This window comes from Chitinophaga pinensis, from assembly GCF_007896845.1.
GTDB lineage: Bacteria > Bacteroidota > Bacteroidia > Chitinophagales > Chitinophagaceae > Chitinophaga > Chitinophaga pinensis_C.
On the sequence record NZ_VOHS01000037.1, the window covers coordinates 22,066 to 37,740 of the forward strand.

General features: G+C 45.9%; 13 protein-coding genes. 8 read left to right on the forward strand and 5 right to left on the reverse strand.

Translation table 11 applies throughout. The annotated features are described in order from the left end of the window. The first annotated feature begins 232 nt into the window (after positions 1 to 232). The 3 genes from FEF09_RS24025 (at position 233) to FEF09_RS24035 (ending at position 3,122) form a co-directional block, all read left to right on the forward strand. Positions 233 to 781 (forward strand): carboxymuconolactone decarboxylase family protein, encoded by a 549-nt coding sequence (locus FEF09_RS24025; RefSeq protein ID WP_146307459.1) that lies wholly within the window; start codon positions 233 to 235, stop codon positions 779 to 781. 31 nt (positions 782 to 812) lie between these two features. Continuing rightward, complete coding sequence (locus FEF09_RS24030) at positions 813 to 1,736, forward strand: AraC family transcriptional regulator (protein ID WP_146307460.1); 924 nt, start codon at positions 813 to 815, stop codon at positions 1,734 to 1,736. A gap of 300 nt (positions 1,737 to 2,036) precedes the next feature. Continuing rightward, positions 2,037 to 3,122 carry a hypothetical protein gene (locus tag FEF09_RS24035; RefSeq protein ID WP_146307461.1) on the forward strand — a complete coding sequence of 362 codons (1,086 nt, stop codon included), beginning with the start codon at positions 2,037 to 2,039 and terminating at the stop codon, positions 3,120 to 3,122. 62 nt (positions 3,123 to 3,184) lie between these two features. Here the strand turns inward: FEF09_RS24035 and FEF09_RS24040 are convergent, their stop codons facing one another. Together FEF09_RS24040 and FEF09_RS24045 are read right to left on the reverse strand one after the other, a co-directional pair. After that, positions 3,185 to 4,717 carry a serine hydrolase domain-containing protein gene (locus tag FEF09_RS24040; protein ID WP_146307462.1) on the reverse strand — a complete coding sequence of 511 codons (1,533 nt, stop codon included), beginning with the start codon at positions 4,715 to 4,717 and terminating at the stop codon, positions 3,185 to 3,187. A 133-nt stretch (positions 4,718 to 4,850) separates the two neighbouring features. Continuing rightward, positions 4,851 to 5,090 carry a hypothetical protein gene (locus tag FEF09_RS24045; RefSeq protein WP_146307463.1) on the reverse strand — a complete coding sequence of 80 codons (240 nt, stop codon included), beginning with the start codon at positions 5,088 to 5,090 and terminating at the stop codon, positions 4,851 to 4,853. Between the two features lie 384 nt (positions 5,091 to 5,474). On the opposite strand from FEF09_RS24045, the gene FEF09_RS24050 reads away from it, so the two are divergent. Genes FEF09_RS24050 through FEF09_RS30930 form a run of 3 tightly spaced genes read left to right on the forward strand, consistent with a single transcriptional unit; the run spans position 5,475 to position 9,423 of the window. Continuing rightward, entirely contained in the window at positions 5,475 to 7,124 is a 1,650-nt protein-coding gene (locus FEF09_RS24050; RefSeq protein WP_146307464.1) for a caspase family protein, read from the forward strand. A gap of 2 nt (positions 7,125 to 7,126) precedes the next feature. Continuing rightward, complete coding sequence (locus FEF09_RS24055) at positions 7,127 to 9,250, forward strand: hypothetical protein (RefSeq protein WP_146307465.1); 2,124 nt, start codon at positions 7,127 to 7,129, stop codon at positions 9,248 to 9,250. 14 nt (positions 9,251 to 9,264) lie between these two features. Next, complete coding sequence (locus FEF09_RS30930; protein WP_186774495.1) at positions 9,265 to 9,423, forward strand: hypothetical protein; 159 nt, start codon at positions 9,265 to 9,267, stop codon at positions 9,421 to 9,423. A 79-nt stretch (positions 9,424 to 9,502) separates the two neighbouring features. Here FEF09_RS30930 and FEF09_RS24060 read toward each other — a convergent pair whose 3' ends face one another. Beyond that, positions 9,503 to 12,922: a glycosyl hydrolase gene (locus tag FEF09_RS24060; RefSeq protein WP_146307466.1), complete on the reverse strand. Its 3,420-nt coding sequence runs from the start codon at positions 12,920 to 12,922 to the stop codon at positions 9,503 to 9,505. 282 nt (positions 12,923 to 13,204) lie between these two features. Between FEF09_RS24060 and FEF09_RS24065 the strand changes: the two genes are divergently transcribed. Both FEF09_RS24065 and FEF09_RS24070 read left to right on the forward strand, forming a co-directional pair. After that, positions 13,205 to 13,960 carry a hypothetical protein gene (locus tag FEF09_RS24065; RefSeq protein WP_146307467.1) on the forward strand — a complete coding sequence of 252 codons (756 nt, stop codon included), beginning with the start codon at positions 13,205 to 13,207 and terminating at the stop codon, positions 13,958 to 13,960. A gap of 35 nt (positions 13,961 to 13,995) precedes the next feature. Next, entirely contained in the window at positions 13,996 to 14,397 is a 402-nt protein-coding gene (locus tag FEF09_RS24070) for a hypothetical protein (protein ID WP_146307468.1), read from the forward strand. Positions 14,398 to 14,444: 47 nt separating this feature from the next. Here the strand turns inward: FEF09_RS24070 and FEF09_RS24075 are convergent, their stop codons facing one another. Further along, positions 14,445 to 15,023: a hypothetical protein gene (locus FEF09_RS24075; protein ID WP_146307469.1), complete on the reverse strand. Its 579-nt coding sequence runs from the start codon at positions 15,021 to 15,023 to the stop codon at positions 14,445 to 14,447. Positions 15,024 to 15,258: 235 nt separating this feature from the next. Beyond that, positions 15,259 to 15,657, reverse strand: coding sequence for an ACT domain-containing protein (locus tag FEF09_RS24080; protein WP_146307470.1), 399 nt, complete (start codon positions 15,655 to 15,657; stop codon positions 15,259 to 15,261). Positions 15,658 to 15,675 lie beyond the last annotated feature (18 nt).

The following is a 15,675-nucleotide window of genomic DNA, read 5'->3' on the forward strand; positions in this document are numbered from 1 at the left end:
ATTAATAATGGGGGATCCACTTCATGACACCTGTTCCTGATTTTTCACTGAGCGAAAAGGTCACGGCTATTCACTAAATAAAGTGGCTAAAAACAGTGAAATCACTAAATATAGTTAATTATCAGATGGCGGTTTTTTATCAAATGATTGTCTCCCAGCCATTTAGCTGTGTGGTATGTGATTTGTTTTCCTTATGCCGCTATACCGACGTCACAACAAAACAGCAAGAAGAATGATAGACTTTAGCGTACCCACAAGAGAACAGATTTATCCCGGAAACGAAGCGGCCTTTGACACATTGCAAAGAAGACTGGGAATGGTGCCGAATTTATATGCTACGATCGCCTATTCCGAAAACGGTTTAAATAAGTATCTGGCCTTCCAGACAGCAAAAACCTCCCTTTATAGCCGGGAAAGGGAAGTGGTTAATCTGGTCATGGCACAGGTGAACGGTTGCCGTTATTGCCAGAGCGTATACACATCTCTGGGCAGGAAAAACGGTGTATCGGAAGAAGAACTGATGGCAGTCAGGGCGGGAACCAGCAGTCATCCCCGATTAAACGCATTAGCCGGCCTTACAAAGGAGATCGCGGAAAATAAGGGACGGGCATCCGTAGAAACCCTTGATCGCTTTTTTGAGGCGGGTTATGACAAGGGGAACCTTGTTGACCTCATCCTGCAGATCAGCGATAACATCGCCATGAATTATCTCTATAATCTAACCCAGATAGAAATAGACTTTCCGCTGGCCCCTGAGCTGGCAGAAACGCACAACGCCTGACCAATTTTTTAGGAACCATTAATTACACTCTATGACAAAAACTAGTCGAAGTTGCATCGTACAACGAACCTCAGGCAGCAATGCTGAGCAGACCCAGGTCCGGGAAGACAGAGCGCACGTACCCTTCGAGATCTATAAACTGGAAGATGCGTCCGGCAATCATCACCTGAAAGACAGTGCTCCGCACCTGCATAACAGTTTTGAACTGGTATGGGTACTGGAAGGTAGCGGCGATTATCTCGTAGATAATGAACAGCATGAAGTCGGCGCCGATATGGTGTATTGTCTGACACCGGGACAGCTACATCAGTTCAAACCCGATACGACAACAAAAGGGTTTGTCATCACTTTCAGCCCTGAATTCCTGCTGATGCCCGAAGATAATGCTGCCCTGATATTTCATGCCAGTTCCTTTCACAAACTATCCGGTACAACCATTATTCAATTGTCAGCCGACATTCGTGAAGAAATGGAAGATCTGGCCGGAAAGATGCTGAAAGAGTTTGCCAATTTCCTGCTGCTAAGATCAGAGATATTAAGAGGACTGCTCAATATCTTCATGATCTATCTTACCCGTCAATATCGCCCCGCAATAGCACCTGTCGTAAAGGCAGGCAACAAGGTACTGGTCAACCGGTTTTTCTCCATTGTTGAAAAGAAATATATGGTATATAAGCTCGTCGCTGAATATGCCGATGAACTGGCGGTAACGCCTAATCACCTGAATGAGATGGTAAAGAAAGTCTCCGGCTTTCCTGCCAGTCACCATATCCGACAGAGGGTCATTCTGGAAGCAAAACGATTGGCTACCTATTCAGGAGCCAGTATGAAAGAGATCGCCTATAGTTTAGGTTTCGATGACATCGCACACTTTAGTAAGTTTTTCAAGAATTTTTCCGGCAGAAGTTTTACGGATTATAAGAAGGATGCCATGCAGCAGTTCCTCAGCATATAAAGATCAGGAACCGGGAATCAGGAATTTATTCATCAATAGCCCTACGCTTCATATACCATCAGTTATACAGCTATTATCGAAAGTTTTTGCAGATATGCAATAAGTAACACCCTCCCCTTATATAGTATATGAACATACCACTCCCACTTCCGGCTAAACAATTTCTGATTCCCTTGTTCCTGATTGAATCCTGCGGTATGATTTCAAGTCACAACATCTAATTTTGCATTAAGTCGCACCTATATGTAACAACACGTAGCGTAATAACCCTGGAAATTTCCTAACTAAAAACTGATAATTATGAAATCCCTTGTCAGAGCACTCGCTTTGGTGACAACTATTGCCGTTGTTTCCTGTAACAAACAATCCACTGTAGAAAAACTGAACCCCTCTGGCAGCATTGCCGCTGCTGAAGCACAACCTAACAGAGACGCACAGTTACTGGCACAGCTTTTTGCCAGTGCAGGTCCTAAAACCCAGTTCTTCACCGTGCAGGGTAAGGAGAAAGTAACGCTTACCACTTCAAATGGTAACAAATACAACATTCCTGCCGGCGCCCTGCGCAGAAAAGACGGTAGCGCACCTACCGGTCCGATCTCCGTTGCCATCAGAGAAGTATTGAGTCCGAAAGACTTTGTATTCAGTAACAGGCCTACCGCTGCTTCCGGTGCATATCTGCTGTCTTATGGAGAGTACTTTGTACGTGCCACAGAAGCAGGTGCTGATCTGGTACTGGCCGCACCAATTGCCGTACAGACTGTCGTAAGAACACAGGTTCGTCCGCAGGATAAAGTACCTATGTGGGATGGTGACACAACTGTGTACTTCACCCTCAATGGTTACAACCAGCTGAACCAACCGACTTCTGTAACACAACCTGCTTCACAGGATCCCGGTATCAACTGGACACAGGCGCCTGACTATGCCCTGTTTAACGCTACGACCGGTACACTCGACTTCCAGTTGTCCCAGTTGTTGCAATGGAGGAACTGTGACGTGTTTAGTGGTTCCGGCGGACCAAAAACAACGGTGCTGGGTTATTTTGATGTCTATAATAATGACACCCCTAACTCATCTCCTGAACAGCCAAGTATGCTGTTTTTTAAACCCAGAAACATCAATTCTGTTGTTAAATTTTTTAACATCATTCTGAATGCGCCTGCCGGTTTTAAAGGCTTCCTGAGCTATCAGTCAATTATACCTGTCGGACAGCAGGGTACATTCCTTGCGATTACTGCCCTCAACGGACAGTTCTACGCACAGCTGCTGGATGTAACTATTGCTGCACCAGCCAGTGGTACTAACTACACACCTGTCAGCTTCAATCTGCAGCCGGTTACTGCTTCACAGCTGGTGACCATGATCGCCGATCTGAACAACAGATAAACATAAAAAAATAGTGTGGCGTGCAAATGCCACACTATTTTACAACACAGACCGGCTACCCTTTAACGCTGGCTGAGTAAACGTTGCAGGGCTCTCTCTCCGTCCTTGTTGTTTGGGTTTAACGCAATGGATTTCTGATACATAAGGATGGCTTCCTGTTTTTTACCTGTCACCGACAGCGCTTCCGCATAGCTGTCATATGTATTGAAACTGTCCGGATATAATAACATGTTGATCATAAAGGTCTGTACCGCCAATTGCGCATGTGCCGGGAAAGACGAAATGTATAAGAACTCATATCCCAGCTGATTCATTTCTTTTTCGCTGAAATAGTAGTGACTGCTGTCGCTTTTTAAGGTATACAGACAACTGACCGCATTGTCAAAGCCATATTGTGTAATAGCCTGCGCAAACAGACGGACCAGAGACTGTCTGACATGCGTGGGATATGCCGGCCGCTGATTCATGATATAAAACGCAGCAGTAATGACATCTCCAAACGGCTGGGCGGGCGCATTATCAAACGCAATGATCGTCTGACCCAGATCAATATTCCTGTAATAGAAAGTGGCCAGACCGAACTTAAAACCACCATGCCCCACGGCCGTGCCGGATCCCGGTTGCCTGAAGATATCCCATCCCAGACCGTAACTACCTTTCCCTTCCCCCCGCATCGTATCCATATGCTCCCACAACGTATCTCCATTATTTAATACTACCGGTGTAAATGCCTCTTTCATCGATGCCGTACTGATTAACCGCCCTTCAAAGAAAGCCTTGTCAAATAATTGCAGATCTCCGGTTGTACTGACGATGTTTGAAGCACCTGTAGCAGCATCATTATTATAGACCGTATACCGGTATCGCTTCACATTAAAGACCGCCGTCCGCACTGAGTCATACAGCATTCCATACACATGCGGTGTAACGATCGCCGTATCCGCCGGACGGAAAGAAGAGAGATCACAGCTTGTATTCCGCATGCCTGCGGGCTGGAATATGTATGTGTCAAGATAGACGGGAAAGGATTGTCCGCTCAGCTTTTCCACCAGCAGCGCCAGCAGCGAGTAATTGGTATTGGAATACCTGAACCGGTCACCGGGAGTAAAATACAAGCGCAGTTTTTCCTTTATCAGCGTGGGAATAATGATGTCATTTGTAACGACAGTATCCGGGTACGCTTTGATCAATGACTCATACAGCTCAAGATCCGGTAGTCCGGAAGTATGTGTCAGCAGATGTCTGATCGTGATATTCCCATAAGGGAATGAAGGGAAATAATGTTGAAAGGTATCACTCAATTGCAATAAACCCTTCTCCTTTAACTGCAGGATCGCGGTTGAAGTAAAGACTTTAGAAATAGATGCGAGGTTAAACCGGGACCCGTCGTTGTTAGATCTGCCGGTGGCAAGATCTGCATAACCGAAAGACCGCTGGTAGATCGTATGCCCATTTTGTGCCAGCAGTATATTGCCATTCATATACCCTTGCTGCGCAACATGATTAAAGTATTGATTGAGCTTCCCTAACTGTCTCTGTGCAGTAAGAGGGATACTACACAGCAGGAGCAGCAGAAGGAAAGTAGTGTGTCTCATAGTAGTGTGCGATTTGACAGCAATACTAGCGAACAGAATACGGACTGTATGCTAAATGTGACGAAACGCAGGGGATAAGTGACCAAAAGAAACAGCCCCCGTTTTTACACGGGGCTGCCTGTATATAGTTAGCTTATTGGGGTATTGAATCTCTTTTCCAGGTAGTGTCTTTTTTCGATTTGTGCTTCATCTTCGATTTATTCCACGATGTATCTTTCCGGGGAACTGTGTCCTGTCTATACTGATCAAAAGAGGCAACATATGCCTCGTCTTCGGTTGTATTCGCTGCGTATGATGGCGTGGAGCTTCCCCCGAAGTAAACAAATGCGCCAGATACGATCAGCAGACAACATGTTGCAAGATGCTTTTTCATGACTCGTTGTTTTAAAGAATTAATAATAGTATTTATTGCTAAAATCCTGCTTGATTCTATCAATCATGGACAGGATTATAGATCATGCTATTACATCTCATGAATAATTAAGTATTGAATACAGACAATATGTTAATGTGGACTTCCCGATAAAAAGGGGGTAAATATGTATACAGGCACATCCATGGAATCGGATAGGTATCGTAATGTGAGGATTATCAGTCGATTCTGGATTATAAATCATATATTTGGAATGGGCATAATCATATATAGTACGTTTCGGGAATTCAGTTTTATCGTCACCATTTTCACGTTTTACACAACCGTATAATCCATAAAGCACCGGCATTATCAGTACCCCAGTAAAATTAAATTAACCTCTACATGAGATACGACTCTTTACCCCAGATCGAGGCTCGTTTCAAGAGTGAAGCAGCATCATTATTAACGCCATTTTCTCTGCAGGTTCCCAATGAACAGTTGTTTCTGAAAGGACAGTTGTACAAACCTGCTCGCAGTAATTATTTCTATCCCGCAACATATACCAAGGAAAGGATAGTGCTGCATTTTACCGCCGGTAATCTGAAGTCCGATATGCAAAGTCTGACCACACAGGACAGACATGTCTCCGTTCCCTTCGTCATCGCAAGGGATGGCACCATCTATCAGTTGTTTCCTTCGGCCAACTGGTCCGGCCATATTGGTCCGGGAGTGGGTAATCAGGGTACACAGAATGCACAGGACAAAGTAACCATCGGTATCGAATTATCTAATTATGCCTACCTCGTGCCCCAGAATGGTGTACTGGAAACGATCTATTCCCGTCAGCCGTTGAATGGCAAACCAGGTCCGGTAGACGAATACTGCGCATTAAGCAATAGCGCTGCCTATATAAAGATTAACCAGCCCTTCAGAGAGCAGGTGTATTATGCCTCGTATACCCCGGAGCAGATAGAAAGCACTATCATCCTGTTGCGCTATCTGACAGCGAAGTATAATATCCCCAGACAGTTCCTGCCGGAAGATAAAAGGTTTGGTACGACGGATGATGTCCTTACCTTTAAAGGCATCGTCTCACATATAAATTACCGCGCTTCCGGTAAATGGGATATTGGTCCGGCCTTCGACTGGAATACCCTGATCAGCGGTGTTACTGCTGCGGAGTTCACACCTGCCGCTACTGCCCGTTCACTTAGTTTCGCCGCCCGCGAACTATCACCCGCTATCACCTCTGAAGCAGGTGTCAATGCACAGTTTGCTGATGCAGCAGGTGTCGATGATGATGCGCCCGTGGCAAGTGATAACACCGGATACAATCCATTGACCTATGAAGAAACAGACACAAAAGATATTGCACAGCCAAGCGGTAAAGTATTTGCATTGCTCACAGGTATCAATGAATATGACCGGGTGCGTAAACTGAGCGGATGTCTGCACGACGTACAACAGGTAGAGAACTATCTGAAAAACCGTACACCGTTTGACTGTCGTATACAGAAACTGACAGATTCAGCTGCCACGCGTGCTGGTCTTGTAAGGGCTTTTGAAGAACATCTGGGAAACGCTACCCAAGGCGATACCGTGCTTTTCTATTATTCAGGTCATGGTACACAGGAAGATGCGGCTCCTATATGGGATGAAACAGATGGTAAACTGGAATGCCTCGTTTGCTACGATGGTGGTGCAGAAAAAGCAGCAGATTTCCTGTTGACAGATAAAGAGCTGCGCTACATGCTCGCAAAACTGTACGAAAAAACAGGGGCGCATATCGTCACTATTTTTGATTGTTGTCATTCAGGAGATAATACCCGCGGCCGGCTGGTGGATACTGCTTATAAGAATGACGTGGTCAATAAACGTATGGTGCACGACACCTCGCGTTATTCCGGTGCATTCCCTCAGCGTGAATGGACTGATTTTATCTTCGGCAGGGATATCAAAGAAGAGGATATCAAAGGCAAAAAACCAGACGAGTTTTTACCGGAAGGTCTTCATATACAGATGGCCGCCTGTGAAGTAATCAGTCTGCCGTAGAGGTGAATGGTGAGGGTGTCTTTACAAAGAAGCTGCTGGGTGCATTAGATGCCTGTACTGGTAATGTTTCCTACAATGAATTAAGCAGCCGTATCAGACAATACCTGCGCTTCAGCTTTGAGCAGACACCTAAAATTTATGTGTCAGAGAATATGGATGGACTGCTGGCACTTGGTTTCCTGAACCGCAGTCTCAGCGATCAGACCACCATTGCTGAAGTTACTTATAATGACAAAGGCTGGCAGTTGAATCTGGGTGCTATTCACGGCGTGGATAAAAACACAAAGATCACCATTGCTGATGCTGCGGATACCAGCCGTAAATGGAACGCTGTGGTGGACAATGTGTTTATCGATTATAGCAGTATTACCATTGATGGTAGCCCCGATCAGGACCGTGCGCATAAAGCCTTTGTAGAAGGACTGCTGAATGGCAGGATCCTGCTTGAGTTGAATAATAGTAATGGTCACCCGGCAGAAATGGCCAGACTGCTGGATGAAATAGAAAGTAAGGCAAGTGGCCATTTTGAATTCCAGAGTGCCGCAGGAGAAAATGGACGTAGTGCAGACTACACCCTGCACATCCGGGGAGGAGAGGCCGTGATCACACATGCCAATGATCCTTACCGTCCGGTAGTACGTCCTTTGGATCTGGTGAAAGAAAACGGTAATCTGGAGCTGGTAGAAACCCTGAAGCACATTTCCCAATGGCATTTCATCAGGGAACTGCAGAACAGCACTATTCCTCCCGGTTTCCCTGAGCAACCATTGCGTATTGAACTGACCCGCTTGTATGCGGATGGTTGTCGCGAGAAACTGGATGTTGCTGCTGGCAGAGCCACCTTCAATTTTGAAGAGCGTCCAGACCTATGGGAGGGTGCGATGGAAATAAAACTGACCAATACCACGAATCAAAATTTATACGTAGCAGCGATATATCTGGGCATACAGTTCAGCAGTTATCTGGACTATCAGGTAGATTCCCCATGGTTGCTGGAGCCGGGTAAGTTTATTATTATGGCTAAAAAAGGCAAAGACCGGATCGATATCCGTCAGGATAGTTTTGTAAGGGAATATAACTGGCCTTTGAGTATGGAGACCTTAAAGATCATTGCCAGCACTGAGCGGTTCAATGTGAAGGCATTGGCCTTGGGTAATCTGCCGGCGCCGTATGTATTGGCTGACAGAGAAAAAGGGCTGGTAAAGGGGCTGATGGAAGTCACCCGTGGTGCTGTAATGGATGACGACATTCCGGCAGTATTCAGTGGATGGATCACACAAACACTCACTCTGGTATTTAATAACCCCGGATTTAACCGCATTGATGGTGAGATCCTGAAACAACTGATGGATTACGAAGAGACTTCTTACTACGCCGCAGGCCTTTATTATGATCTGGTTCCTGATGAGAATGGGCAACCGACCCAACTACAGTTAAAACCGGAAATAAAGTTACCGGAAGAACAGAGAGGCCTCTGGGGAGATGTGGTATTGTGGGCAGCCAACACTATTGAAACCCGTCAACGCAGAAGGTTGTATAACCGGCTGAAGAAAACAGACCGGCTTCGTATTGTTGCAGAAGGCGATTCGTGGTTCCAATATCCTATCCGTTTGCTGGATACCCTCGATCATCTTTATAAGCTGTACGCCATCCGTAGTTACGCAGAAGCAGGGGATACTCTGGAGCACTATCTGAAGGAAAAAGAATACCTCAACGCTATCAAAGAAGAACAGGCCCAGATATTTCTGGTCAGCGGAGGTGGTAATGACATACTCGGTTCGCAATTCCAGCAGTTCCTGCGGGATACGCCGGCAGAAGATGATATCACACCGGGTCGTTATCTCAAGGGCGCCTTTAATGATAAACTGGATGATCTGGAAAAATGGTATAAGGATATGTTTACGGAACTGCATAACCGTTATCCTAACCTGCGGATACTGGTACACAGCTATGATTATATCATTCCGGTAGATACGGATCTGCAGCCAAAGAAAACCAGCTGGCTGGGTAAATACATGATCCTGAAACATATGAATCCACAGACGGAAAGAGAGTCAGTGATTAAGTTCATTGTGGATGAATTTAACAAACGTCTGCAGAAAGTTGTAGCGGCATTCCCGGCATAGTATACTATGTCAATGTGCGGGATATCGTGGCGCGTGATTCGTGGTATGACGAAATTCATCCTACCAATGAAGGGTTCGGATTGGTGGCCGATAAGTTTGTTGATATCATTGAATCACTGAGAAATGACCTGCAGCCATTCACGGAGACCGTGGCCGTGTCTGCAGAATCCTGAGCGGATTGTTTTGTTCACTATAAAAATGAGGGTGTAACCGTTGATCGGTACACCCTCGTTATTTATACAGTGGTACTGTTTATCGGTTGGATTTGATGAGTTTGAATGTCTGACCTTTGATTCTTATGATGTACATGCCTTCTGGCATACGACTGATATCAATGGTATTGACACCGGCATCCAGTTTACCGGTCTGGATTATTTTACCCTGAAGATCTGTCAGACTATAAACGTCTTTTGTCTTGCTTTGAATTTTCACCCAGTTGTTGGCAGGGTTTGGATAGAGTATGGGGGCTGCTGCATCCGTCTGCAGCTCTGCTTTGCTGGCCAGTGTATTGGCGGCTGCCAATGGTGCTGCACCAGTGGCTGCTGTACCACATACCTCCAGTTCATAAATGGAATAACCCCATTGTGTGTTCCTGACTGTACCATCCATCCGGATATAACGATAATTAGCATTCAGGTTGTCAATGATGTCTGTCCTGTTGCCGGTAGGCATGTTGGTTTTTGTCGTAATCGGCAACCATGTATTACCATCTACAGAACCAGTCAGTGTGTAGTTCTTCGCATTGGCTACTTCCCAGGAGATACTGATTTTATTCACCGTAGACACCACGCCCAGATCAACAGTCAGCTGCTGCGGATCAGTAAAGGCGCTTTCCCAGCGGGAGCCCAGACTACCGTCAACAGCCAGTGCCGCATTACCGGAAGTCGCGGTAGCGGTAGCCGGCAGTAAGCCATAACATCCTGTTGGTTGTTGTCCGGTAGTTGGCAGGGTAGGATAGGTTACCAGTGTTCTGGCAGGCACATTGAAGGAGGCAACGATTGCGCCGGCAGCATTGTACACATTACAGGTCTTTGCACTTGCTGTAGGGTTATATGCGACTGCGTGACTGAAAGCGCCATTCCTTTCGAATACACTGCTGGACGGGAAATTGGTACGGAAGTTAAAAGAGAAAAAGCCCAGGTTCTGGTTAGCATGGGTATAGAAGTAAGTCATACCTGCCACTTCATAATCCATGATGTATTTGCTGTCAGTCGGCGCCAGCGCAAGATTATTCGCCATAAAGCCCGCTGCATATTTAGGATCAAATAACTGTCGGAAACCGAGTGCCACATGTGCCCAGTCATCACCGAAGTCTGTTTCACTGGTATGTCCGTCTATTGCAGCTGATTCTGTCATCATATCGCTGTATTCTCTTTTCGCCCAGGTGGTATCTTTTGCGAGGTATTTGAAACCGGGATTTACCGGCAGGTATTGTATACCGTGGATATGCACCGGACTGGCGCTGAAATACGTACCGTAAGCAAAACCCTGATTGGAGAGAATACCTACTACGTTATGCGGATAGGCAGCTGGCAGGTTCCTGTTTTTCCAGTCAAACCAGTATTCAAGTGTAGCATATGCTTCACTGATATAACCGAAGGCGCCGGCATCGCGGATGGCTTCATCATTCAGCATATCGCCCAGCAGGAAGAGGCCGATCCATGATTGCATCGCTTCTGAAGTGGACTCCTGATTATTGCCGGTGGAAGAACTGGTACCACCTGCATAACTGTGTCCTATCCATGGATCAAATGTTCTGAAGAATGGGAGGAAGTTGTCTGTTCTGTCCCAGTTAGCGTATTGTTTAGCGACCAGTCTGATCATCGGACCGTACTGCGTCAGGAAGTCCGGATCTGTCATGCCATACAACGCACAGGCATAGATCAGGTAGCCGTAATGGAAGTGGTTGTCAGTAAATTCTGATGAACCATAAGACTCATTAAAACCAACAATAGCCCCCCATCTGTCATAACGGGCGAAGAACTTTTCCGTTTCGCCGGGCGTGTAGGTCAGCCAGTTGACCAAAGACTCTCTTGTTTTGGCTTTCAGTGACTGATACGCCTGATGATTCAGTTCTTTTGCCATCAGTGTGTATTTGGCATAGTTGACCAGATCTTTACCACCCCAGTAGGTATCGCCACCATAACCGGTTTTCTTGGAGAAGCGGGTCAGCATGTCAAACATGGCGTTTGCATTATAAGGGCTGGCATCTGCTGCATTACGATAAGGAGAATTGTAGGTCGGCAGGATACCATTAAAATCGTACGTAAAGGAGAAGGTCTTTCCAATGGCTGTTTTCATAGACCCTCTGGGTGTTACATAGTTCACCGGTGTGAATGCGATGCTGTTGGCGGCATTCTGATACAGGTGTGGCAGGAAACCCTGAATTGTGTTACCGGCAGCCTGTCCTTTCAGATTGGCGGTGGTAATGTTCCAGTTGACATAGACCTTACCGGCTCCGGCATCATAATCATAGCCAACGGCGGTATTAGTCACCTTATTGAATGCGTAGGTTTCGTAGGTCGCCAGATCGCCGGGGGCAGGCAGGGCGGATACCACAAAATAAGCATTTCCGTTGCCGGTATTGAGTACCAGACGTTCAGCTGCACTACCATCGGAAGCCCAGCGGGTACCGGTATTGCCATCATTGACATTGGTTCCGGCAAAGGCAGCTTCTACAGAAGATACTTCAACTGGTTTGTTGCGGGACAGCAGGGTGGTACCATTGAAAACTTCCATCTCCCACAGGGAATAAGCATAGATGGACCCTTTTTCACCCAGCGCCAGTCGGATATAACGACCGGAAGTGTTGAAACTCAGACTATCCAGTCCGCCGTTACCATTTACTTCTGATGCCACTGTGCTCCAGGTGGTGCCGTTACCGGATACCTGTATGGCGTACCCTTTGGCAAAGGCTGTTTCCCAGTTCAGTCTTACTTTGGTGATGTTCTGTACTGATCCGAGGTCAATTCTTACATATTGTTGCCCCTGTAACTCCGCAGTGGTGCTGCCACTGAGATGGATACCGAAATAACGGCCGTCCGTCTGTATAACAAATGAACTGCTGGTAGGGAACTGAATGGCGCTACCACTTTGTGTTAGATAGGAGGCGCCTCTGTCGAAAGAAAATTCGGGATTGATGCCCTGTGTTTCCAGCCACATAAATGGAATACCATGTGCCATGGTAACATCCATATTTTTGTTGTGGATACTGTCAGGAAGAGACATTACAAGGCCCCAGTCAGACCAGTCTTTGGCGATCGCTTTGGATGGCGTATAGCCGGCGGCTTTGATCATCATACTGCCACCGTAGGCAATGTTGGATCCGTCGGCAACAAAGCTGTTCGGATAGTACATTTTGACGCCATAGTCCTCCGGATCTGCCACTAATGGATAGGCCCACATCAGACCACCATATTGTGACACAACAAGATCGGTCCACCAGTCATTGGTCGGAATAGGCTTGTTCATTTTGTCGGCCGCGACATAGATCGGCCGTTCATAGACGAACTGATAGAGATCTCCCTTGCCATCGTTATTCCCATCGATGGTGTTTTCTGAGGCCGGTGGAAAAGAAGCATAGCTTCCGGCGCCAACAGAAACGGGCGTTTGTGCATGCGTTTGCAATGCAGCGGCAGCCAGCAGGATCGCTGACAGATACAGGCTTTTCATAGATTTTACCAGGTTATTTTGAGTTTACATAAAGGGTGTTGAAAATCTGCGTCGGTTCTTTAACGTGAAATATCCAGGGCATAAGGGGTAGATCCATTCAAATATACTACTTAAAATAATAGATACAGGAAGGATATACGGCGCTTTTCCATAGATATGTTTCACTGTGTTTAATGGTTATTGTGTACTGATGATCACGCGTTGTGATAGCTTTAATGGTACGTAAAGATAGTTGTAAAGAATTGTAGGAGGAATACTACTTTTAGTGTATAGAATATACCTATGAAATACGCAAAGATCTACGCATTGTCATGTGTGGCAGCTTTCCTGTCTGCCTGCCATCAACCAGCTGAAAATACACAAAATACTGCTGCTCAGTTCTTAGATAGCGACGGCGCTGTCAGTAAAAAAGCGCAGGGCAATCATGCAGCAACACTATTACCTGTGAACAGAGAAGATGCGGGCTATCCGGAAGGAGGTCAGTTCCCACAGGATACTCTGACCGCCAGTGGCTGGTCAGTCAGATATCTTGTAAAAGATGATAACACGAAATACAAAGACCTGTATGTGGAATGCAGCAATGGAAAAAGTAAGCTGGTAATTCCGCAGTCGCAGGTACTTGCTTTGAGCTGGAAATACATTCCACGTTATGCCGGCGAAAATACAAAGCACCTTTTCTTTGAATACTATTGTGGTAATGAATGTTTTGCGGTAATGACGGTCAGCAAGGAAAGTCAGCCGGAATATCAGGAATATGAACAGGTACTGGATTATGACGTGCTTAGCGGTCAGATCGTATACAACATCACCAGCAGTGATACAGAAGACAGTGTAAGAGTGGTTGCAGTGAATGTGGCCCGCAGAAAGGAAAAGAAGATGGCTTTCAACAATATGCGCAGGGCGGGTGCGAATGCAGGCATTGACAGTGTTGTATTCAAAAGTGGTAAAGTACAGGTGTTTGCCGGCCTGATAGACAGAAATGATCCTGAAGAGGAAGATATTATAAAGGAAAGTCGCAGTGTCTCATTTGATAATTAGAATATACCATTATACTTGCAGAAAGATATGGTATCATGATAGAAGCAACTGACGTGCGCTCCGGTAACCTGGTATGGTATTATGATCTGTATATGAATGAGACGGTGTTTGAGGTAGAAGGAATACTGGACGGATTTATCTATAATTCTGCACTGCCGAAAAGCAAACTGCCTCTGGCCAGTGTGCATCCGTTAACACTCGATACAGGACATCTCAGCAGTCTGGGATTTGTACAGGGAGATAGAGATCACGGGGAAGATGAAAATGTATTTTCCTTCAGATATAACCGGAAGGACAGTATCTATGTGAGAGATGAAGGCTATTCTTTTCAGCTGCTGGCAGAAGCACCGGGACAGCTGGTGCCGTACGGACAACCTTTGGTATATGTACACCAGTTACAGAACCTCTTTTATTGTCTGACCGGTAAAGAACTATGATTAACAGCGGGTATACTTCAGCAGTATGCCCGCTGTTGATCGTAATATCATGGATGAGGACCCATACAAACGACCTGTACGCCGCTGAAGGTACCCTTAACAGTCACCGTTTTTTCGGAACCGGACTCTATATCATTCGGACCGGTAAATTCAAAATTACCCGAGATAAATGCTTTTACATCATCAAATCTGATCTCTGTCAGAGTAAAAGAACCCTTTTCTGCACTGGAAGACACGTCTTTGCCGGACCCCTCGTCAGCAGTTTCTGTTGCTTCATCCTGCGGATAGTTCAGGAACTGTGCGAAGTTGCCCACCTGATCTTCTCCGGTAGACTTATCAAACGTAATAGTAACTGGTTTGAATTCCCCTATTTTTTTCAGATCAAATCTCAGGGACAGGATTCGTTTTCCGTCACGCAGTGTACATTCCATGTTCATAATAGCCAGCTTGCTGCTACCGATAGTAGCATTCCCTCTGATATCTTTAGAGGAGAAGACCGTACCATTTCTTTCGATGTTTAATGTACCTGGATTAGGCACCTTTTTTTGTGCGGATACAGTGGTGACGCTCATACAGAGGATAGCAACAACAGCGGTTGTTATCCGCGAAAGTGTGTTCGTTTTCATGTAGGTTTCGTTAGGGATAGATAGGTGAATCAGATTTACTGACGAAAGATACAAAATTTATTATCAAAGCGCCAGTAGTGAGACTCTTCCTTTGTGATTATATAATATTGGCGTATCTTTTACTGTACTTTTTATGGTGTTGTAATAAATTGATTAACAGTTATATGTGCCGATCAAGTCCACCTCATCTCTACCTCACTTCCACTACGCATACTGCACCACTTCCCCTTGGCTTTTAATGATTGACTGTGAGGCCCTTAAGTGTCTCTATTGCCTTTGCGGCATCTTCCTTTGCCACAAAGATATGATCGTGATAAAAAGCGGCTACTACGTTGCAGCTGATACCTTCCCTGCCCAATGCCGAAGAGAAGGCGGCAGTGAGTCCGACGGCTGACAGCGAAGAATGGACTTTCAGCGTGATCCACGCAGCAATATAGGTATAGGACAATTGTAGTCTGTCGGCTGTTTCCCGGGAAAGAATCAGTGTGATACCTTCTTCTTCCCGGAAGCTGCCGAGGATGTCTTTTATGTCAATTGCCTGATTATCAGGTACGGTGCAGAAAACATACTCGCCTTGCTGTAATTGAGGCGTCATGTCTTTGAGCAACCGGGCGAGATCTGTAATACCACTCATGCACTAAATATACAGAAA